Origin of the sequence: Streptomyces lancefieldiae (assembly GCF_031845825.1) — a bacterium.
GTDB lineage: Bacteria > Actinomycetota > Actinomycetes > Streptomycetales > Streptomycetaceae > Streptomyces > Streptomyces lancefieldiae.
Window position 1 is genome coordinate 253,787 of record NZ_JAVRFH010000002.1, and the last position, 20,696, is coordinate 274,482.

Annotated in this window: 20 protein-coding genes; 8 read left to right on the top strand and 12 right to left on the bottom strand. The window is 72.0% G+C overall.

Going from position 1 to position 20,696, the window contains the following annotated elements:
• Positions 1 to 65: 65 nt before the first annotated feature.
• From RM812_RS03175 to RM812_RS03190, 4 genes are read left to right on the top strand one after another with little or no spacing between them, the layout of a single operon-like run.
• Positions 66 to 1,142 carry an ABC transporter substrate-binding protein gene (locus RM812_RS03175; RefSeq protein WP_311570821.1) on the top strand — a complete coding sequence of 359 codons (1,077 nt, stop codon included), beginning with the start codon at positions 66 to 68 and terminating at the stop codon, positions 1,140 to 1,142.
• Complete coding sequence (locus RM812_RS03180; RefSeq protein ID WP_311570822.1) at positions 1,139 to 1,996, top strand: ABC transporter permease; 858 nt, start codon at positions 1,139 to 1,141, stop codon at positions 1,994 to 1,996. The genes RM812_RS03175 and RM812_RS03180 overlap by 4 nt, the downstream gene beginning before the upstream one ends.
• Entirely contained in the window at positions 1,972 to 2,811 is an 840-nt protein-coding gene (locus RM812_RS03185; protein WP_311570823.1) for an ABC transporter ATP-binding protein, read from the top strand. Before RM812_RS03180 ends, RM812_RS03185 begins: the two co-directional genes overlap by 25 nt.
• Positions 2,808 to 4,145, top strand: coding sequence for an LLM class flavin-dependent oxidoreductase (locus tag RM812_RS03190; protein WP_311570824.1), 1,338 nt, complete (start codon positions 2,808 to 2,810; stop codon positions 4,143 to 4,145). Before RM812_RS03185 ends, RM812_RS03190 begins: the two co-directional genes overlap by 4 nt.
• A 238-nt stretch (positions 4,146 to 4,383) precedes the next feature.
• On the opposite strand, the gene RM812_RS03195 is transcribed toward RM812_RS03190, so the two are convergent.
• Positions 4,384 to 4,746 carry a transglycosylase family protein gene (locus RM812_RS03195; protein ID WP_394816414.1) on the bottom strand — a complete coding sequence of 121 codons (363 nt, stop codon included), beginning with the start codon at positions 4,744 to 4,746 and terminating at the stop codon, positions 4,384 to 4,386.
• Between the two features lie 109 nt (positions 4,747 to 4,855).
• On the bottom strand, positions 4,856 to 5,392 hold the full coding sequence (locus RM812_RS03200) for an isochorismatase family cysteine hydrolase (protein ID WP_311570826.1): 537 nt from the start codon (positions 5,390 to 5,392) through the stop codon (positions 4,856 to 4,858).
• Positions 5,393 to 5,543: 151 nt separating this feature from the next.
• Here RM812_RS03200 and RM812_RS03205 point away from each other — a divergent pair, with 151 nt between their 5' ends.
• Together RM812_RS03205 and RM812_RS03210 are read left to right on the top strand one after the other, a co-directional pair.
• Positions 5,544 to 6,605, top strand: coding sequence for a right-handed parallel beta-helix repeat-containing protein (locus RM812_RS03205; RefSeq protein ID WP_311570827.1), 1,062 nt, complete (start codon positions 5,544 to 5,546; stop codon positions 6,603 to 6,605).
• Positions 6,606 to 6,654: 49 nt separating this feature from the next.
• Complete coding sequence (locus tag RM812_RS03210; RefSeq protein WP_311570828.1) at positions 6,655 to 7,683, top strand: methyltransferase; 1,029 nt, start codon at positions 6,655 to 6,657, stop codon at positions 7,681 to 7,683.
• 90 nt (positions 7,684 to 7,773) lie between these two features.
• Here RM812_RS03210 and RM812_RS03215 read toward each other — a convergent pair whose 3' ends face one another.
• The 4 genes from RM812_RS03215 to RM812_RS03230 all read right to left on the bottom strand — a co-directional run bounded on the left by RM812_RS03215 (position 7,774) and on the right by RM812_RS03230 (position 12,872).
• Positions 7,774 to 8,925, bottom strand: coding sequence for a SchA/CurD-like domain-containing protein (locus tag RM812_RS03215; protein WP_311570829.1), 1,152 nt, complete (start codon positions 8,923 to 8,925; stop codon positions 7,774 to 7,776).
• A gap of 147 nt (positions 8,926 to 9,072) precedes the next feature.
• Complete coding sequence (locus RM812_RS03220) at positions 9,073 to 9,783, bottom strand: class F sortase (protein ID WP_394816415.1); 711 nt, start codon at positions 9,781 to 9,783, stop codon at positions 9,073 to 9,075.
• Between the two features lie 106 nt (positions 9,784 to 9,889).
• The gene (locus RM812_RS03225; protein WP_311570830.1) at positions 9,890 to 10,543 is read right to left on the bottom strand and encodes a hypothetical protein; all 654 of its coding nucleotides are present in this window, start codon (positions 10,541 to 10,543) and stop codon (positions 9,890 to 9,892) included.
• Positions 10,544 to 10,976: 433 nt separating this feature from the next.
• Complete coding sequence (locus RM812_RS03230; protein ID WP_311570831.1) at positions 10,977 to 12,872, bottom strand: SpoIIE family protein phosphatase; 1,896 nt, start codon at positions 12,870 to 12,872, stop codon at positions 10,977 to 10,979.
• A 295-nt stretch (positions 12,873 to 13,167) separates the two neighbouring features.
• On the opposite strand from RM812_RS03230, the gene RM812_RS03235 reads away from it, so the two are divergent.
• Complete coding sequence (locus tag RM812_RS03235) at positions 13,168 to 13,719, top strand: GNAT family N-acetyltransferase (RefSeq protein ID WP_311570832.1); 552 nt, start codon at positions 13,168 to 13,170, stop codon at positions 13,717 to 13,719.
• 58 nt (positions 13,720 to 13,777) lie between these two features.
• On the opposite strand, the gene RM812_RS03240 is transcribed toward RM812_RS03235, so the two are convergent.
• Both RM812_RS03240 and RM812_RS03245 read right to left on the bottom strand, forming a co-directional pair.
• Positions 13,778 to 14,248 carry an ATP-binding protein gene (locus tag RM812_RS03240; protein ID WP_311570833.1) on the bottom strand — a complete coding sequence of 157 codons (471 nt, stop codon included), beginning with the start codon at positions 14,246 to 14,248 and terminating at the stop codon, positions 13,778 to 13,780.
• Between the two features lie 105 nt (positions 14,249 to 14,353).
• Complete coding sequence (locus RM812_RS03245; RefSeq protein WP_311570834.1) at positions 14,354 to 15,091, bottom strand: SAM-dependent methyltransferase; 738 nt, start codon at positions 15,089 to 15,091, stop codon at positions 14,354 to 14,356.
• A gap of 213 nt (positions 15,092 to 15,304) precedes the next feature.
• On the opposite strand from RM812_RS03245, the gene RM812_RS03250 reads away from it, so the two are divergent.
• Positions 15,305 to 16,501, top strand: coding sequence for a cytochrome P450 (locus RM812_RS03250; protein ID WP_311570835.1), 1,197 nt, complete (start codon positions 15,305 to 15,307; stop codon positions 16,499 to 16,501).
• Positions 16,502 to 16,533: 32 nt separating this feature from the next.
• On the opposite strand, the gene pgm is transcribed toward RM812_RS03250, so the two are convergent.
• From pgm to RM812_RS03270, 4 genes are all read right to left on the bottom strand, one after another.
• Complete coding sequence (gene pgm / locus RM812_RS03255) at positions 16,534 to 18,174, bottom strand: phosphoglucomutase (alpha-D-glucose-1,6-bisphosphate-dependent) (RefSeq protein ID WP_311570836.1); 1,641 nt, start codon at positions 18,172 to 18,174, stop codon at positions 16,534 to 16,536.
• A 160-nt stretch (positions 18,175 to 18,334) separates the two neighbouring features.
• Complete coding sequence (locus RM812_RS03260; RefSeq protein WP_311570837.1) at positions 18,335 to 18,808, bottom strand: hypothetical protein; 474 nt, start codon at positions 18,806 to 18,808, stop codon at positions 18,335 to 18,337.
• A 75-nt stretch (positions 18,809 to 18,883) separates the two neighbouring features.
• Positions 18,884 to 19,621, bottom strand: coding sequence for a Type 1 glutamine amidotransferase-like domain-containing protein (locus RM812_RS03265; RefSeq protein ID WP_311570838.1), 738 nt, complete (start codon positions 19,619 to 19,621; stop codon positions 18,884 to 18,886).
• Between the two features lie 49 nt (positions 19,622 to 19,670).
• On the bottom strand, positions 19,671 to 20,612 hold the full coding sequence (locus RM812_RS03270; RefSeq protein WP_311570839.1) for a LysR family transcriptional regulator: 942 nt from the start codon (positions 20,610 to 20,612) through the stop codon (positions 19,671 to 19,673).
• Between the last annotated feature and the right edge of the window lie 84 nt (positions 20,613 to 20,696).

Below are 20,696 nucleotides of genomic sequence, written 5' to 3' on the forward strand. Positions count from 1 at the left end.
CCGCGGTGTGTAGCTGAGTTCCACCGCCCCACTGCCCTGAACTCCCGTATCCCGCGAAGGCCGTCATGACCCCCAGCACACCCATGCCCGGATCCCGGCGCTTTCCCGTCGCTGTCGCATCGGCGCTCCTGCTCGCTCTCACCGGGTGCGTGGCCCCGCCGCAGTCCACCGCGAGCAGCAAGGACGTCTCCGGCGACAAGATCCCGGCCGCGGTCGCCCGCGACACCACGCTCACGGTTGGAGCACCCGACCTCAAGGTCGCCCTGGAACTGTCGGGGCAGATCGACGAACTGCCCTTCAAGGTGAAGTGGGCCAACATCAGCGGCGGTCCCCAGTGCTCCGAGGCCTTCCGGGCCGACGCCCTCGACATCTGCTCGGCCGCGGACATCCCGTCGATCAACGCGCACTGGACGGGGCTCGACACGAAGCTGGTGGCGGTGAAGTTCCGCACGGATCCGATCGAGAACCCCGTCTACGAGCTGGGCACGGCCCCGGGCTCCGGCATCCGCACGACGGCGGACCTGCGGGGAAAGAAGATCGCCTACAGCCCGGGACAGGCCCAGGGGGCACTGGTCCTGCGCATTCTGGAAAAGGCCGGCCTCACACAGGAGGACGTCGAACTCGTCGAACTCGCGAGCACCGGAGACGTCTATCCGACGGCGCTCGGAAACCGGCAGGTGGACGCCGCCCCCATCGCGGACGTCAACATCAAGCGCTATCTGACGAATTACGGCAAGGAAGGCGGCGCAACGGTCAAGCACGGGCTCCGGGACGACCCCGCGCACCTGTGGGCACTGACCGAATCCGTCGCCGACGCGCAGAAATCGGCAGCCGTCCGCGAGCTCGTGAAATTCTGGGCGCGGGCGCAGATATGGATCGACGAACATCCGGAGGAATGGGTCGCGGGATATTACGTCGAGGACCAGGGACTGAGTCCCGAGGACGGTGCGTACCTCGTTCAACGCGCCGGTCATCCGGACCTTCCCGCGGACTGGACCGCCGCCATCCACCGGCAGCAGCAGACCATCGACCTGCTGGCCGAGGCACAGGACCGCGAACCGTTCAAGGCGGACCTGCTCTTCGACCGCCGCTACGAGCCGGTGGCCGCCGAGGCCGTCTTGGGCGAAGGGACGACACCATGAGCACCACGGTCTACGACAAGCAGGCGCCCCCTGCGGCGAAGGCCCCGGCGGGCACGGTCCGCCCGCGCCGCCCGCGCCGCAGGCGCCTGGGCCCCGGCAAGCCCGTGCCGTACGGCTGGGCGATCGGCCCGGTACTGCTGCTCGGGCTCTGGGCGGCGTCCACCGGACTCGGCCTCGTCGACGTGCGCAGCCTGCCCGCACCGTGGACCATCGCGCACACCGCGGGCGACCTGATCGACAACGGCAAGTTGCCGTCCCACCTCACCACCTCCGCCCAACGCGCGTTCTTCGGGCTGCTGTTCGGGGTGGCGGCCGGGCTGCTCCTCGCGCTCGTCTCCGGTCTCAGCCGGCTCGGCGAGGCGGTGATCGACGGTCCGGTGCAGATCAAGCGGGCCATCCCCTCGCTGGCGTTGATACCCCTGCTGATCCTCTGGTTCGGCATCGGCGAGACGATGAAGGTCATCACGATCGCGCTCGGCGTCTTCGTCCCGGTCTACATCCACACGCACAACGGACTGCGCACCATCGACAACCGCTATGCGGAACTCGCCGAGACCGTGGGCCTCGGCCGGCTCGCCTTCGTCCGCCATGTCGTGCTTCCCGGCGCCCTGCCCGGCTTCCTGCTCGGCATGCGCTTCGCGGTGACCGGGGCCTGGCTCGCGCTGGTCGTCGTGGAGCAGGTCAACGCCACCAGTGGCATCGGCTACATGATGGAACTCGCGCGGACGTACGGGCAGACCGACGTCATCATCGTCGGTCTCGTCGTGTACGGCCTGCTCGGCCTCGTCTCCGACGCCCTCGTACGACTCGTGGAGAGGAGGGCCCTGTCGTGGCGGCGCACGCTGGCGGGCTGAACACGGCCGAGGACCGGGCGACGGTCCGCATCGAGAACCTGGTGCGTTCCTTCGGTGAGCGCAGGGTGCTGGACGGGCTCGACCTGTCCATCGCACCGGGCGAGTTCGTGGCACTGCTCGGACGCAGCGGCTCCGGCAAGAGCACGCTGCTGCGGGCCCTGGCCGGGCTCGACCACGAGGTGGCGGGCAGCGGCGAGCTGACCGCCCCCGACCAGGTGTCCGTCGTCTTCCAGGACGCACGGCTGCTGCCCTGGAAGCGGCTGCTCGACAATGTCGTCCTGGGCCTGGGCGGGCCCTTCGCCGAGGAGCGTGGCCGAGCCGCCCTCGCCGAGGTCGGTCTCGCCGGACGCGAGCGGGGCTGGCCCGTGGAACTGTCCGGCGGCGAGCAGCAGCGTGTCTCGCTCGCGCGGTCCCTCGTGCGCGAGCCGCGACTGCTGCTGGCGGACGAGCCGTTCGGGGCCCTGGACGCACTGACCCGGATCAGGATGCACACCCTGCTGCGGCGGCTGTGCGAACGGCACCGCCCCGCCGTGCTCCTCGTCACGCACGACGTCGACGAGGCCATCGCACTCGCGGACCGGGTCGTGGTGCTGGACCGGGGCCGGATCGCGGCCGACCTTCCCGTGGAGCTCCCGGCACCGCGCCGCCACGGCAGCACCGAGTACGCGGCCCTGCGCGGCCGACTGCTGGCCCGGCTGGGAGTGGGCACCACCGACACCACCGACCCCGCCGACACCACCGACGCCACTGACACCACCGACCCGATGGACACCACCGAGACGGCCGAGGTCGTCGGGGAGGAGCGCGCGGCATGAGCGCCCGGAAGCTGCACCTGAACCTGTTCGTCTACCCGGGCGGCCACCACGAGGCCGCTTGGCGCCACCACGGCACCGATCCCGGCCGGCTCCTGGACATCGGCTTGTACAAGGGCCTCGCTCGCCGGGCCGAACAGGCCGCGTTCGACGCCGTGTTCTTCGCCGACGGACCCTCCCTGGCGGACAACGTGCGCTACGCCAGCCGTTTCCGGCTCGAACCGTTCACCTGGCTGTCGGCCGTCGCCGCGGCCACCGAGCGCATCGGCCTGATCGCGACGGCCTCGACCACCTACACCGAGCCCTACAACCTGGCCCGTCTCTTCTCCTCACTGGACCACCTCAGCAAGGGCCGGGCCGGCTGGAACATCGTGACCACCGGTGCCCCGCAGGCCGCCGCCAACTTCGGTCTCGACGCCCACCCGGTGCACGCCGAACGGTACGACCGCGCACGGGAGTTCGTCGACGTGGTGACGAAGCTGTGGGACAGCTGGGAGGACGAGGCGCTGGTCGTCGACCAGAAGACCGGCGTGTTCGCCGACACCGACCGCATCCACGAGATCAACCACACGGGCCGCCACCTGAAGGTGCGCGGACCACTGAACCTCCCCCGCTCCCCGCAGGGCCGGCCGGTCTACGTCCAGGCCGGTTCGTCCGAGGACGGCCGCTCCTTCGCCGCCGCGTACGCCGAGGCCGTGTTCACCGCACACCAGACGCTGCGCAGCGGGCAGGAGTTCTACTCCGACCTCAAGGCGCGGGCGGCGGCGCTCGGCCGTGACCCGGGCCAGGTGATCGTGCTGCCGGGCATCAGCCCCTTCATCGGTTCGACCGAGGCGGAGGCACGCGCGCTGCACGAGGAGTTCGACGAACTCACCCAGCCGGAGTACTCGCTCCAGTTGCTCCAGCGCCTGCTGGGTCTCGAGCTCGGCGCGGACCAGCTGGACGGTCCGGTGCCCCGCCGGCTCATCGAAACCCGGGGCGAGCGCGGCAACGGCAGCCGCTTCCGGCTCGTCCTGGACATCATCGACCGTGAACAGCCCACGGTCCGCGAGCTGCTGCACCGCCTGGCGGGCGCCCGCGGCCACCGTGTCGTGGCCGGCACGCCCGAGCAGGTCGCCGACGAGATCCAGGAGTGGTTCGAGCACGGAGCGGCCGACGGTTTCAACATCATGCCGCCCTGGCTGACCGGCGGCTTCGATCTCTTCGCCGACCACGTGGTGCCGATCCTGCGGACACGGGGGCTGTTCCGCACCGCCTACGACGGCACCACACTGCGCGAGCACTACGGACTGTCGCGGCCCGCCGCCGTACCGGTGCCCGCGCGGAAGACCGGGTGACTCCGTCGGCGCCACGGGGAGGAAGCGGTGCGAGGCGGCCCCGGGCGTATCGGCGGGGCACGTCCGGGCGTCCCTCGGATCCCCCGGGGAAGGGGGTCGCCCGCCCGCCGGCGCGAGAAGACGGAGCGCGGGGGTCGCGGGCACACGTGCACGCCCACGGGTTACCCCGGTCCACACGGCGACCCGGTCGGCCGTGGCCGGCGCGGCACAGGCGGTCGACGTGGCGGTCGACGACGCCTCAGGCGCAGGCCCAGGCCGACATGCCCTGCATGCGGGCCAGGCGTTCGGCGACGGCGATCTGTTCCCGGCGGGTGGCCAGGTCCGCGCGCGGGGCGTACTTGAGGCCACCGGCCGCGACCCAGCTCGAGTGCGCGAACTGCAGGCCGCCGTAGTGGCCGTTGCCGGTGTTCGCCTTCCAGTCGCCGCCCGATTCGCAGGCGGCGATGGCGTCCCAGTCGGTCCGCACGGGGACCGAGGGTGAGGCCGCCGCGGTGGTCGCGCCCAGTGCGGTCGCGGTGACGAGGACCGCCAGAGCGGTCCGGACGCCGAGGCCGTGAGAACTGCGCACGTCGCTCGTACGAGCATGTCGTCTACAGATCATATGGAGACTGTTACACCGGGTGAGAGGTGGCGTCGCGCCGACCGCGGCCTCCTTGCGCCGGACGGAGCACACGGGCCCGCCGGACGCCTCCCCCGCGCTGTCCCCGGCCTCACGGCCACAGTTCACCGCTGTCGCACACGCGGGCGCCCATGTTGCGCTGCATCATGCGCAGCGCCGCGTCCGCGAGGTCGGCGTGGATGTGGGCGACCGCGTCACGCGGAACGATGACCTGCAGGTGACGGATGTGGGCGTCGAGGGCCGAGTAGAGCACGCACTGCTCGGTCACCTGTCCGCACAGCACGAGCCGGTCGATTCCCTGCTGGTGGAGCAGGTAGGTCAGCGGGGTCTCGAAGAAGATCGAGTGGCGTGCCTTGACCACGAAGAGGGAGGACCCGTCGGGCCGCACCGGTTCGACGAGGCGGGACTGCGGTCCCGAGAGGGCCTTGTCGAGGATCTCGCCGTGGTGCGAGCGCCACTCGCCGAAGTTGTCATTGACGTAGATCACGGGGACGCCCTGTCCCCGCGCCCGGTCCAGCAGGCGGGTCAGCGCCGGCAGCACGGACTCCACGGCGGGAATCAGTGACTCGGCGTCCTCGTGATCGTAGGTGTTGATCATGTCGATGACGATCAGCGCGGTCTTGCCCATGCCGCCCAGGTTGCCACCGGGGGACGGGCAAAACGCCCTCGCCACACCCCGGGTCGCGACGACGGACACACCGTTCACCGGCCGTACCTGACACGCCGTCGGATGGCCCATCCGGCCCGCACGCGACAATATCGGGCATAGCGTGCGGAACATGAAGAAATGTCACGCCGTGTACCTGGTGTGCACCGCAGCGATGATCGGAACGGGGCTCGGTGCGGCTCCGGCGTCCGCAGGCCACATGACCCACCTCGTCCTCCCCGGGCAATCGATCCAGAAGGCAGTGGACGCTGCCGAGCCGGGCGACACCGTTCTCCTCGCCCCCGGCACCTATCGCGAGAGCGTCAACGTGAGCACGCCCGGGCTCACCCTGCGCGGCATGGGCCGGGACACGGTCATCAAGCCGAGCACGGAGAAGGACCCCGACAACACGTGCGCCGAGGGCGGCAACGGCATCTGCGTGGTCGGGACGAACAGCGAGAAGCTCAAGGGCGTCACCGTCTCCTCCCTGACCGTGACCGGCTTCACCCGCACCGGCGTCTACTCGACGGCCACCGACGGTCTGACCGTGCGGAACGTGACGGCCGTGCGGAACGGGATCTGGGGCATCGCCCAGGAGCGGTCGGTCCGCGGCGTCTTCCGGGGCAACACCGCCCGGGACAACGGCGACGCGGGCATCTTCGTCGCCAACACGATCACCGCCGAGGAAGGCTCCCAGGACACCCGGGGCACGATCGTCGAGCGCAACCAGCTCGAGGACAACCGGATCGGCCTCACCGTCCGGCGCCTGCGCAACCTCAGCGTCGCGGACAACTACGTCACCGGAAACTGCGCGGGCGTGTTCGTCGTCGGCGACGAGAACAAGCCGAAGGCCGGCGACCTGATGGTGCGCGGCAACCATGTCGTCAGCAACAACAAGTCCTGCCCGAAGACCGAGCGGCTGCCCGCTCTGCAGGGCTCCGGCATCGTCCTGACCGGTACCGAGAAGGTCCGGGTCGTGGACAACACGGTCGAGGACAACTCCGGCGACTCCCCGCTGTCGGGCGGCATCGTCCTGTTCAAGAGCATGGTGGGCGTCACCGGCGAACGCAACGAGGTCATCGGCAACAGGCTGCGCGACAACGCCCCGGCCGACATCGTCAGCACCGAGACCGGCACGACCAACACCTTCAACGGCAACACCTGCTCGGCGTCCCGGCCCGCGGGCCTGTGCTGACCGGCCGGCCCCAGTAATCCGTGGACCGAAGAAGGAAGGAAAGCGGCACATGACGACCGCACAGACCGCCCCACCCCCGCCCATGCGGCTGAGGGAGCTCGTGTTCGGGGCGGCATGTGCCGCCGCCCTCCGCGCGGCGGCCCGGCTCGGCGTCGCCGACGCCCTCGGCGAGACCCCCATGGCCGTGGAGGACCTCGCGGCCGCGGTGAAGACCGAGCCCCGGCCGCTGCGCCGGCTGCTGCGCGCCCTGACCTGCTACGACGTCTTCGCCGAGCTCAAGGACGGGACGTTCGCGCACACCGACATGTCCCGGCTGCTGCGCGAGGACGACCCGCACAGCCTGCGCTACATCACGCTGTGGTGCACCGAGCCGTGGACCTGGGACGCGTGGCCTCATCTGGACGAGGCGGTGCGTACCGGCCGCAACGTCGTCGAGGGCCTGTACGGCAAGGAGTTCTTCACCTATCTCAACGAGGACGCTCCCCAGTCGGCCGAGGTCTTCAACCGCGCCATGACGACGTCCAGCCGGCAGTCGGCCGAGGACGTGGCGGCACTCCTGGACCTGTCCGGGAGTACGTCGGTCGCCGACATCGGCGGCGGACAGGGGCACGTGGTGGCGAGCCTGCTGGAGAAGTACCCGTCGATGCGGGGCATCCTGCTCGATCTGCCGCGGGTGGTGGAGAACGCCGACCCGCGGCTGCGCGAGGGCGGCTCGCTCGCGGACCGGGTGCGGATCGTGCCGGGTGACTGCCGTGAGGCCATCCCCGTGCAGGCCGATGTGTACATCATCAAGAACATCCTGGAGTGGGACGACGACAGCACCGCCCGCGCCCTGCGCAACGTCATCGAGGCGGGCGGGCCGGGCGCGCGGGTCGTGGTCATCGAGAACCTCGTCGACGACACGCCCTCGATGCGGTTCAGCACCGCCATGGACCTGCTGCTGCTGCTCAACGTCGGCGGCGCGAAGCACACCACCGACAGCATGGTCGGCCGGCTGACCGACGCGGGCCTCGTCATCGGCGACATCCGCCCGGTCAACCCCTACCTGCACGCGTTCGACTGCACCGTGCCCGAGTGAGCTGACCGGGCGACACACGGCTCATCGGCCGCCGCACCGCGTACGTCGCGGTCCGGCGGCCGATGTGCGCGCTCACGTCGCGGGGACGGGTCAGGCGTCGGGCGAGCGGCGGTCGGTGACGGGTTCCATGCGGGCGCCCTCGAGGGCACGGGCGAGGACGCCGCCCTCGGCCGCGGAGGTGTCCGCCGGTGCGGGGCCGTCCAGGAGGGTGGTCAGCTCGGCCACCCGGCCGGCGTCCGGGAGACCGAGGGTCACCGCCGGATCGGCGGCGAGGTCGCCTCGTACGTCGATCAGCCGTACGACCACGTCGTCGCGCTGGAAGATCGTGCTGCACAGGACCGCACTGCGCGGGTCGTCCGCCGCCGCCTCGTCGTGCTCGGCGAGCAGTTGGGCCAGCCGCATGCCGCAGCCCGGCCGGGCCGGGTACGACAGTGCGTGCCGCCGCGCCGCCGGGTCCCGCTCCCCCGCCGTGACATGGTGGACGGCGGGCAGTGCGGCCCGCGTGTAGAACACCCGCGCGGACTCCGGGTCGCCGAGGTCCCGGTCCTGCTCCAGATACGGGTTGATGGCCTCCTCGACCGCCCTCACCTCGGGCTGCTCCGCCACATGTCTGAGGGCCGCGAGCAGGTCGCCGCGCACCTCGATGGCCCGCACCACGCGGTTGCCGTGCAGGAACAGGGAGGTGCGGCACAACCGCGTGGTGTCGTCGACCTGCGGCTCGGGCGAGGCGTAGTCGGCGAGGATCTTGGCGACCACGTCCTCGCTCCCCGGCTTGACCGTGAAGGTCAGCGCGTGGCGGATCACTCCGTCACCGATCCGGGGCGTCTGGAGCCCGCCCCGGGCGGGCTCGGCGCCCGCCGTCGGGTGGCTCGTCTCCCGGACGACGTGGAAGCGGAGCGACCTGGTGTCCCGGACGCAGCTGTGCAGCGGCTTCACCATGCGCACGTGCTCTTCGCTGCTCACCCAGCTCAGGAACGGCGGGGCGCTCTCCCACTCGCTGGTGATGAGCCACTGGGAGGGGTTCTCGATGGACTGGCACAGCTGTTCACTGATGTGTCCGGGGACGGACTCGACGTGGCTGCGCAGTTGCTCGTACGTCTCGAGGAACTGCTGCTGAGCTCCGTCGTAGACCTCCACGAGCAGGACGACGCGGAGTCTGGAGCCGTCGAACACGGACTGGGAGACCTGATGCGACACCTGTCGCGTCAGCGGGTCGGAAGCAGGGGTGGACATGGTGGTCATCCTGCGCACATCTCCTTCGCGGGGGCGGAACTGAACGTCGGCCGCGGGATGCGACGCCAGCCTGACTCGATCCTGTGCCCGGGCCCGGTGGCGCGCGACCCGTGTGCACTGGGCGGGTGACCTGCGCGGTACGGACATCGGGCGACCTCAGACGAGGTGGGCGAAGACCACCAGGTTGTCCGTGTAGTCCTTGACCTTGTGGTCGTAGTCACCCGCGCAGGTGATGAGCCGTACCTCGGCCCGGTCCGTGTCGCCGTACACACGCTCGCTGGGGAAGTCGTCCTTGTCGAAGGTCTCCAGGGCGTCGACCACGAAGGTCGCCCTGCGTCCGTCGGCGCGTTCGACGTGGAAGACGTCTCCCTCGTCCAGTTGGTCGAGGTGGACGAAGACGGCCGCGGACGTCTTCGTGTCCACGTGCCCGGCGATGATCGAGGTGCCCGTCTCTCCAGGGGAGGCTCCCTTCGCGTACCAGCCGACGAGGTTGGTGTCGCCCGGCGGCGGAGGCTCGAGCTGCCCGCCCGCGCCGATGGCGAGGTCCGTGAAGGGCGCGTCGACGGAGATCTCCGGGATGCGCAGGCGCACCGGCTTCGACCGTGGCAGGTCGCTCTTCGCCGGTCCGGTGTCGGGCGGGGCGGACGGGGCGGCCGCGCCGGGGTACGCGGCGGACGGGGCCGACGCGCCGGGCTGGGCGATGAGCGGCGGGCGGGAGGAGGAGTCGGCCGATGTGTCGTTGCCGCCGAACAGGCTCACCGCCAGGACCAGAAGGGCCACGGCGAACAGCACCGTCATGCCCGAGTGGGATCCCTGTCCGGTCGGTGCCGGCTTGTCGTCGGAGGGGGAGGAGCGGGGGACTGCCATCGAGGACCACCTCACTGGGGCAGGGCGGACGGGGTGGGCGGGGCGCGAGCCGGGCCGCCACGCGGTGCGCGGGTGGCGGCCCGACTGCTATATCGCCCGGCATGGCTTACGCCACCCCGTGGGCCGACTTCCTGCGGCGGACGGCGTACAGACCGGTCGCGGCGACGGCCAGGACGGCGAGCCCACCGGCGGTCGTGCCGGACGTGGCGAGGGCTCCGCCTCCGGTGTGCATCCCGCCGCGCGGCTTGTCGTGCCCGCCACCCCAGGACTTGTCGCCACCGTCCTGCTTGTAGCCGCCCTCGGAGCCCGAGTCACGACCGCCGCCGGAATCACGGCCGCCACCGTCCCAGTCGCCCTCGGCGACCGCGGTCAGCGCACCGCCACCCGTACGCATCCCACCGCGCGGCTCGTCGTACCCACCGCCCCGGGACTTGTCGCCACCGTCCTCCTTGTAGCCCCCGTCATCCTTCTTGTCGCCCCCGTCGTCCTTCTTGTCGCCCCCGTCCTTGTAGGAGTCGGAGTCCTTGTCGGACCCACGGTCGCCACCGTCCCAGTCGCCCTCGGCGACCGCGGTCAGCGCACCGCCACCCGTGTGCATTCCGCCACGCGGCTTGTCCTGCTTGTCTCCTTTGTCGTGCTCCTTGCTGTAGGAAGAGTCGTCGTTGTTCCAGTCTCCCCCGGCCGCGTAGGCGCCAGGAGCGCCGAGGACGAGGACGGCCGACGCGGCCGTTGTGACCAGGACCGTGCGAGCTGAACGCATCTGAGATTCCTTCCGTCACGACCGGGCAGCTGGTGCTTCGTCAGCTGAAGTGACCCGGTCCCGACGTGAATCACCGTCAGCCAACCGCCCGTCTCGCACCACTCAAGGCGCTCAGCCGGGTGAACGCCCGCCGGTCCGACGGCCCGGATGGGGGTACTGCCCGGGGGGGGGTCGCGGAGGTGGCCCACCGGGCCGGCCCGTCGCCAACCGGCGTGCTGGTGCGACCGGTTGGGCAGTGGTCCGGTCGTGGAGTCGCGTCTACCCCCCGGAAACTCCGGGAGGACCGCGTGGAACCAACCGCGAGCGTTCATCGAGGATGCCGGACTCGAAAGCCCCCGCAGCATCAGCGGCGTGTCGCGGAGAGTAGGAGAGCAGGAGAGCAGGAGTGCAGGTGAGGGCATGCGCCGCCCGCGCCGTCGTGCGGCCCGGTCCGCTACTCCTCGGGGTCGACGTGGGTCGGGTCCGTCACCTCGGGCTGCTGACGCCGCGAGCCGGGGGCGGCCCGGTCGGGAGTGGCCTGGCTGTGCGCGGACTGGGGCGGCGGGGGCGGCGAGGTGTCGCCGGGGGCGCCGACGCCGGCCGGGGGCAGGCGCAGGGCGAGCAGGGCGATGTCGTCGCCGCGGGGCGCGATACGCGCGAGCAGCTCGTCGCAGAAACCGTCGACGCTCCACCCGTCCAGTCGGCCGGCCAGGACACCTGCGTGGTGGCGCAGCCGGGCCATGCCGAGGTCGATCGGACAGTCGCGGCTCTCCACCAGTCCGTCGGTGTAGAGCAGGAGGATGCTCTCGGGCGGGAGATCCTCGCGCGTGTCGGGCCAGCCCAGACCGAGGCGCAGGGTGGCGCTCATGCCGATCAGCGGGCCGTGGCCGCCCTCCAGGAAGCGGGTGTCTCCGTCCCGGGCGATCAGCAGGGGAGGCGGATGGCCCGCGTTGACCCAGTGGAGTCGCCAGGGACCGCCCTCGCGCCCTTCGACGCGTGCGAAGACGAGGGTGGCCATGGGCGCGTCGCTGGTGTGGGTCACGGCCTCGTCGAGGCGCCGCATGATCACGCTGGGTGGCTCCTGGTGGTCCCAGGCCAGGGCGCGCAGCATGTTGCGGACCTCGGCCATGTGGGCGGCGGCCTGCAGATCGTGTCCGACCACGTCCCCGATGACCAGCGCCATCACGCCGTCGGCGAGCAGGAAGGCGTCGTACCAGTCGCCGCCGACCTCCATGGCGCTCTCGGCGGGCCAGTAGCGGGCGGCCATGCGGACGTGGTCGACCTGCGGGAGGGGGGTGAGCAACTGGCGTTGCATGGTCTCGGCGACGTTCTGCTGCTCGTGGTAGAGCCGGGCGTTGTCAAGGACCAGCCCGACGCGGCGGCCGATGTCGGCCAGCAGGGCGACCTCGGCCTCGGTGTGGGCGGGGTGGTCACCGGTACGGGCCACGGTCAGCATTCCGTAGGACCGTTGCCGGGTGCGGAGCGGGACGACGACGGCCGTGTGCCCACCGAGCCGTTCGAACAGTGCCCGGTGGGTGACGGTGAGCGGGTTCTCCGGGGCGTGGAGGACCTGGTCCACGTTCAGCGGGACGGGCCGGTCGCCGTTGACCAGCCGGGTCAGCGCGGCGCGGGCCGGGTCCGGCAGCGAGGTCACCGGCCCCCGCAGCCGTCCCGCCCGGTGCGGGTGTGTGCTGCTGCGGACCTCCACCCGCTCCAGTCTGTCCGACTGCCCCGGGTAGACGTCGACCGCCGCCCACTGGCCCAGTTCCGGCACCAGCAACCGCAGGAGGCGGCGGAGTGTGGTGGAGGTGCGCTCCGTGGGGATCAGCACCGTGGAGATCTCGGCGACCAGGTGCAGCTGGGTGGTCAGGGCCTCCAGGGCGCTGGTCCGCGCCGCGTGCTCCTCGGCGACGCCGCGGTGCAGGCTGAAGTCGTGGAAGACGAGGACCAGCCCCTGCTGCCGACCCTGGCCGAGGAGCGGGGTGGCCGCCCAGATGATGGGTACCGTGGTGCCGTCGGCCCGCCGGAAGTGCTCCTCGCTTCCCTCCTCGGCGGGTGATCCGCGCAGGGCGTTGCGCAGGGCGCACCGTTCGCTCGGCACGGGAGTGCAGTCGGCGTGCCGGTGCAGGAGGTCGTGCGCGTCGTGTCCGATCATGTCCCGCGCGGAGCGTCCCAGCATCTGCTCGGCCCAGGGGTTCACCGAGGTGATCCGGGCGGCGAGGTCGAGGGTGAGCACGCCCGCGCCGAGATCACGCAGGACGGCGCGGGCGAAGTCGGGCTCCGGGACACTGTCCGTTCGTCCGTGCCCTGGTTCGTCGTCCTCCCGGTGGCCCGACCAGCGTGATGCCACGACCCTCACAGCCTTCCGATGCCGTCCATCCCGCCAGGTTCCCTCAGGTGGCGGGGATGAACCGCTCCGAAGGGCCGAAGGTGGGAGGTCGTCGGTTCCCAGGTCGGGCCGTGCCTCCTCGGTCCGGTCCACGAGGGCGCCGAGCGCGGCACCGGCACGGCCTTCGCCGATGTCGGCGAGCCGTCGGCGTCCGGCCCCGGAGCCGTCCGAGACGACCGATGCGGAGGACGAGCCCGGGCGGGGGCGGTGGCGTAATCCGGTGGCGCGGCGGGTTCGCACCCCATAGGTTGGCGTGATGTCCGAACTCAGAACCCATCGTCTCGTGCTCCGCCAGTGGCGGGAGTCCGACCTGGCGCCGTGGGCCGCCATGAACGCCGACCCGGTGGTCCGCGAGTACTTCCCCGAGGTGCTCACCCGGGAGCAGAGCGACGCGTCCGTGGCCCGTTTCCGGGCCGACCTCGACGGGCGGGGCTGGGGGTGGTGGGCGGTCGAGGTCGCCGCGACCGGCGAGTTCGTCGGGTTCACCGGGCTCGATCCCGTGGAGGACGGCATGCCGTTCACCGGAGTGGAGGCCGGCTGGCGTCTGGCCCGTCCGGCCTGGGGGCACGGTTATGCGACCGAAGCCGCGCGGGCCGCGGTGGACTTCGCCTTCGAGGAGCTGGGCCTCGCGGAGGTCCTCGCGGTGACGACGGCCACCAATCTGCGCTCGCGAGCGGTGATGCGCCGTCTCGGCATGACCCGCGACCCGGCCGACGACTTCGACGACCCCGACGTACCCGAGGGGCCGCTGCGCCGCGGCGTGGTGTACCGGCTCCCCGCGCAGGACCGACGGCCCGTCGAACGGTAGGAGCGGCGGGACGGGTCCGACCGCCTGGGGCGGCGGTGGACGCGTCGTCCCGGACAGATCACGACGGGTGGCCGACGACCGTGCCGTTCAGGTCGTCGGCGAGGCACACCGCGGCCCTCATGCGCTTGCCGACCGGCTCCCGGTGCACCTCGAAGCTCTGGCAGAGGGCCATGACGATCTCCAGCCCGTGCCGGCCGACCCGGCCCGGATCCGCTCTCTCGGCCATCGGCAGCACGGGGGCGCTGTCCCACACCGTCACTTCCACCCGGTCCCCGGCCAGCTCGAGATCGACCAGTGACGGGCCGGGGGCGTACTTGCAGGAGTTGGTCAGCAGCTCACTGACCACCAGTTGCAGCACGTCGACCGCGCGGTCGGGCACCGGGAGGGCCCCGGCCGCCCGCACCCGGGCCAGGAAGCACCGGGCCAGTTCCCTGCCCCGGGCGATGTCGCCGGGGAGGCCCTCGTACTCCGCCGAAACCCTGACCAGCGCTTCTCTCAGCCGGTCCCCCTGGTGGGCAGCCCCGTCCATCCGATCCGCCCTCTTCCTGAGCCTTGACCGTTACGGCAGCCCGTCTACCCCCGAAAACCCGGAAACATCACAGACGGGTGCGTCCGATCACGGCGGGCGCCGGATTCAGTCGTCCGTCGGGCGCAGGACGAGGCAGAGGAAGCCCAGTACGTCCCGGTAGACGCGCAGCCACTGATCGCGGTGGGTGGTGGCCGCCCCGAGCGCCTGCGCGCTGTCCGGATCGTCGGGGTGGTCCAGGGCCCACGAGGCCAGCGAGCCGGTCCAGGCCCACTCGTAGTCGTCGAGCTCCCGGCGGCTGCTGACGTGCCCGCCGACGGGGGTCCAACCGTCCGCCACGACCCGGTCCAGCGTGGTCGGCAGGTCGGCGAAGTCCCCGAGCATCTCGACGGCATCGGCGGACGGCTCGCGTTCCCAGAAGCCGTCACCGACCAGGACGCGCCCGCCGGGCGCCAGGTGCTCGCGGGCGGCCTCGAGGGTGGCGAGCAGGCCGCCGAACGCGTGCGTGGAGCCCACGCACAGCACCAGGTCGAACCGGTGCGGGGCGGCGAACCGCGCGGCGTCCTGACGGTGGAGCACCAGGCGGTCCCGCACGCCGAGCCGGTCCGCCTCCTCGTGGGCGCGCGCGAGGGAGGTCCCGGAGATGTCGACGCCCTCGGCGGTCAGCCGCGGATGCCCGGCGAGGGCCCGCAGGAGCCACTCCCCGCCACCGCAGCCGAGGTCGAGTACGCGCGCGTCACCCCGGGGGACACCGCGGGCCAGCAGTCGGCGTACCGCCTCGTCGTCGAGCGGGGCGGCGATCGGGTGATCGGCGTGGGCGAGCCTGGAGATCTGTTGACGGTCCACCGGCGGAGCCTGACACAGGCTCCGCCTCGGTGCATCCGCTTTTGCGGTGCGCGGCCGGGCGTCGGTGCCGGGCCGACGTACGCGGGTGCCGTACCGGCGGACTCGGCGGCCTCCGGGACTGGTCAGCGGTCGTCGGGTGGCTGATCCTGTGACCACGTCGTCGAGGCCGGGCGGTCAACGGGGCGGCCCGGTAGCGGACTTGGGGGTGCCCACGTGGTACGCGAAGGACAGGAATCCGCGCGCAAGGCCGACCGGGGCCGGGCCCGGCCGGCGTGCCCGGTGGGTCGTGCGGCGGACGGGACGTGGCAGGTGCACGATTACGCCGTCGCGCGTGAGCTGCTGCGCGGTCCGGGCACCGTGCAGGCAGGGCTCGGCATCGAGACGGTGGAGAAGCTCCCGCCGCGCGTCCGCCGACCGGTGCTCTACCGGGACGGCCCCGAGCACCGGGAACACCGCCGGCAGACCGCTCGCTTCTTCACTCCCCGCCGGGTGGACGAGCACTACCGCGCCCTGATGGTGCGCATCGCGGAGGAACAGCTGGCGGCCCTGCGCGCGGCGGGCGAGGCGCACCTCAGCGACCTCGCCTTCGACCTGGCCATCGGCGTGGTGAGCGACGTGATCGGCCTGCGGTACAGCAGGCCGGGACTGCGCCGCAGGCTGGAGCGCTTCTTCCCGGAGGAGTTCGGACAGCCCGGCCTGACCAGTGTGCGCGGTCTGTACTGGTTGGTGCGGCAGAACACCAACTGGCTCCGCATCCACCTGGCCGACGTCCGCCCCGCCATCCGCGCGCACCGGCGCCGACCGCACGACGACCTGATCTCCCACCTCGTCGCGGAGGGCTGCTCGGACGCGGAGATCCTCGGTGAGTGCCTGACGTTCGCCGCGGCCGGCATGGTCACCACGCGCGAGTTCATCTCGCTGGCCGCCTGGCACCTGTTCTCGGACACCGAGCTGCTCGCCCACTACCGCTCGGCGGACGAGGCCGGTCGCCTCGCCACCCTCCAGGAGCTGCTGCGTCTGGAACCCGTGATCGGGCAGTTGCGCCGACGGGCCACCCGGTCCGTCGAACTGGCGGGCCCCGACGGACCGGTGACCGTGCGCCCCGGCGAGTACGTCGAGCTCCTCCTGGACGATGCCAACACCGACCCGAAGGCCGTGGGCGAGGACCCGCTGCTGGTCCGGCCCGGCCGCGCCGCCGATGTCGGTGCGGGGCTCTCCTTCGGTGACGGACCGCACCGGTGCCCGGGGGCGCACATCGCTCTGCTGGAGACCGACGTGTTCCTCAGCCGTCTGTTCGCGCTCGACGGCATCCGTATGAACGGGGAGCCGCGCGTCGCCTTCCAGAAGGCGATCGGCGGTTACGAGATCCGCGGGCTGACCGTGGCGCTCCCCCGGGCCGGTCGTCGCTGACCGGCCCGGGGGTCCGGGGGTCCGGTACGGCGTCAGCCGCCCAGGGCTCCGAGGACGACGAGCTTGGCCTCGTCCTGCACCTGCCTCAGGTGATCCGCCCCGAGGAACGACTCCCCGTAGATCTTGTAGACGTCCTCGGTACCGGAGGGCCGGGCGGCGAACCACGCGTTCTCGGTGGTCACTTTGATGCCGCCGATGGGCGCGCCGTTGCCCGGTGCCTCGGTGAGCACGGAGGTGACCGGCTCCCCGGCGAGGGTGTCCGCGGTGACCTGGGCCGGGGACAGCTTGGCCAGGCGGGCCTTCTCCTCGCGGGTCGCCGGCGCGTCGATACGGGCGTAGGCGGGCTCGCCGAAGCGGGCGGTGAGGGCGGCGTAGTGCTGGGAGGGTGTCTCGCCGGTGACCGCGGTGATCTCGGAGGCGAGCAGGGCGAGGATGATGCCGTCCTTGTCCGTGGTCCACACGGAACCGTCCCGGCGCAGGAACGACGCCCCGGCCGACTCCTCCCCTCCGAAGCCGAGCGTGCCGTCGACCAGTCCGTCCACGAACCACTTGAAACCGACGGGCACCTCGACGAGCCGTCGACCGAGGTCCGCGGCGACCCGGTCGATCATGCCGGAGGACACCAGCGTCTTGCCCACGCCGGCGTCGGCGGGCCAGTCGGCGCGGTGGGCGTACAGGTAGGCGATGGCGGTGGCGAGGTAGTGGTTGGGGTTCATCAGCCCGGCGTCCGGGGTGACGATGCCGTGCCGGTCGGCGTCGGCGTCGTTGCCGGTCGCGATGTCGAAGCGGTCGCGCCGCTCGATGAGGGAAGCCATCGCGTGCGGCGACGAGCAGTCCATGCGGATCCTGCCGTCCCAGTCCAGCGTCATGAACCGCCAGGTCGGGTCGGTGAGCGGGTTGACCACCGTCAGGTCGAGCCGGTGCTGCTCGGCGATGCGGCCCCAGTACGCGACGGAGGCGCCGCCCAGCGGGTCGGCGCCGATCCGCACACCGGCCGCACGGATCGCGTCGAGGTCCAGGACGCTCGGCAGGTCGCGGACGTAGGCGTCGAGGAAGTCGTGGCGGCCGGTGCCGGGCGCGGCGAGCGCCTTGGCGTAGGGGATGCGTCGTACGTCCTTCAGGCCGGCCGCGATGATCTCGTTGGCCCGGTCCTGGATCCAGGAGGTGGCGTCCGAGCCCGCGGGGCCGCCGTTCGGCGGGTTGTACTTGAAGCCGCCGTCGGCGGGCGGGTTGTGCGAGGGGGTGACGACCACGCCGTCCGCGAGGCCGGAGGCGCGGCCCCGGTTGTGGGCGAGGATGGCGTGCGAGACCGCCGGGGTGGGGGTGTAGCCGTCCGCGGTGTCGATGAGGACGGTCACGTCGTTGGCCGCGAACACCTCCAGGGCGGTGATCCTCGCCGGCTCGGACAGGGCGTGCGTGTCGGCGCCCAGGAAGAGCGGGCCGTCGGTGCCCTGCGCTTCGCGGTACTCGCAGATGGCCTGGCTGGTCGCCGCGATGTGGTCCTCGTTGAACGCCGCCGCCAGGGACGAACCGCGGTGCCCGGACGTGCCGAAGGCCACGCGTTGCCCGGGCTCGGCCGGGTCCGGGTGCAGGGCGTAGTACGCCGTCACCAGCCGGGCTACGTCGATCAGGTCCTCGGGGCCGGCCGGCTTGCCGGCTCGGTCGTGTTGCATGCGCCCACTCCTCCGCATCGGTCGGGCATTCGCTCGCGGTCCCATCTTCCCCTGTCCGGGGACCGGTGCCGTGCGTTGCGGCCGAGGTCATGGCGGACGCCAGGTCCGAGGCGGAGGTGCCGGGAAGGTTCGTCCGGCCGGCGCACCGGCCGACCGGGCGTCAGATCCGGCCGCCGGTGAGCCGGGTGAGGGGACCGTGCGGGTGACGTCCCGCGCGGCGGCCCACCGCGTACGACGCGGCGCTCAGCGCGGTGAGACCGGCTCCCACGCCGGCGGCGACGAGCTTGCGGTGGGCGATGACCGTCCACGCCGTCTTCGCGGTGGCCGCGACCTGACCCGAGGTGGTGACGACCGCCCGGCGGCCGGCTTCGGCGCCCTTGGCGGCCGTCCGCACGGCGCCGTTCGCGGCCTCGGCCGAACGCCGGGTGCCGGCCTTGGCCGCCGACGCCGCGTCAGCGGCCTTGTCCGCGGCGGCCTGCCCGGCTCGCGAGGCGGGCGCGGTCGCCTTGTCCGCGGCGGCCTGCCCGGCTCGCGAGGCGGGCGCGGTCGCCTTGTCCGCGGCACCGCGGGCCTTGGACTCCGCGGCCCGTGTGGTGGTGGGCTTCTGCTTCGCGTCCTTGTTCGTATCGCTCATGGACACCGCCTTGCCTCTCCCCGCGACGGCAAACACCCACGGCGCCGCCGGGGAGGCGCCCGAGGTGTCACCGGGTCAGGTCACGCCGGGCAGCGTCCGCGGCTCGATGCGCTCCTCCACTGCCGTGTCGCCCTCGCGTACGACCACGTAGGCGCCTTTTCCCGGGACCTCCGTCACCGCCTCGACCAGCTCGGTGCCTCGGTAGACGAGGCCGACGCCGTCGTCCGTGCAGTGTGCTGCGGGCAGGGTGCCGTCGGCGACGAGCCGGTGGACCAGCGGGCGGCGGCCCTGGTCGACGTCGTAGTGCACGCCGTTGCCGTAGGGCAGGAAGCCCAGGGCGTCGGTGATCGGGCGCAGCTCGGGCCCGAAGGAGTCGGTCGCACCGCCCCTGAACCAGCACAGGGATCCCGCGCTCACCCCGCTGAGCACGACGCCGGCCTCCCAGGCCCGGCGCATGACGCGGTCCAGGCCGTGCACGCGCCACACGGCCAGCAGGTTGGCCACCGAGCCTCCCATGACCCAGACGACGTCCTGGGCGAGCACGGTCTCCTCGACGTCCTCCACGTTGGGCATGGGGAACAGGTGCAGCGGCGTCAGGTCGAAGCCGGCGACACGGGCGGCCTCGGTCATGCGGGCGGTGAAGTGTTCGGCGTCCCCGATGGCCGTGCCGACGTACAGGACACGGGGACGCCGGCCGTGCGCGCCCGAGAGATCCACCGCGTGGTGCACCAGGGCGTCGAACGCCACCATGGTCCGGCCACCCGTGCGGTGCCCGCCGGAGGTGGCGAGAATGGTGGGTTCGGGTGTCGTCATGAACCTGATCCTAGCCAGCGCCCAACCACCGTGTTCTCGGCCGTCGTTGTCACCGCCACCCGGTGGCGGTGGGCGGCAGCTGAGCCGGGCTCACCTGCTCGCCCAGCACCTCCGCCATGAACTGCACCAGCCACCGCTGCGCGGGGCTGCGCGAGGACTCGTGCCGTGCGTACAGGGCGATCTCGATCGGCTCGGTCTCGAACGGCAGCCGCACCAGGCGCACTCGGTGCGAAGCGGTGAAGACCTCCCCCACGTACTCGGGGACGATGGCGATCAGGTCGGTCTGCTCCAGCAGGTAGGGCAGCATCGAGAAGCGGGTGGCGTCCACCGCCACCCGCTCCAGGAGCCCGTGCGCGGCCAGTGCGGCCCTCGGCGCGACGTGCCCGCTCGGGCCGAAGACCGTCGCGTGGTGCTCGGCCGCGAGGTCCGCCGGCGTGACCTCGTCGCCCCGGATGCGCGGATGGTCGGCGGCGACCATGAGGACGTAGCGCTCCCGGAAGAGCGGGATGCGCACGGTCAGGTGCGAGGTGATCACCGGAGTGGCCACGAAGGCGTCGAGGTCACCGCGGCGCAGCTGGCTCTCGGCGTCCTCCACGTCGAAGGGACGGACGGTGAACGACACCCCCGGCGCATGCTCGCGCGCCGCCGCGAGAAGCCTGGGCAGGAGGGTGGCCTCGCCGAGGTCGGAGAGGGCGATCGTGAAGCGGCCGGACATGGTCCCGGCGTCGAAGGCGTCGCCCTGCCGGACCGTGCCGTCGATCTCCGCCAGGGCGCGCTGCAGCGGCTCGTACAGCCGCCGGGCGCCGGCCGTGGGCGTCAGGCCGCGTCCGTTGCGGCGGAACAGCTCGTCGTCGAAGTGCCGGCGGAGCTTGCCCAGGCTGTAGCTGACGGTGGGCTGCGTGACGTGGAGCGTCTCGGCGGTGGCCGTGACGCTGCCGGTCTCGTACAGGAGGACGAAGACGCGGGCCAGGTTGAGATCGAAGGTGCCCATATCGATGGACTCTATATCGGGATGCCGAAACATCTATTGGTGCACATGTCGCGGGGTGCCTAGCGTGTCGGACGTCACTTCGAA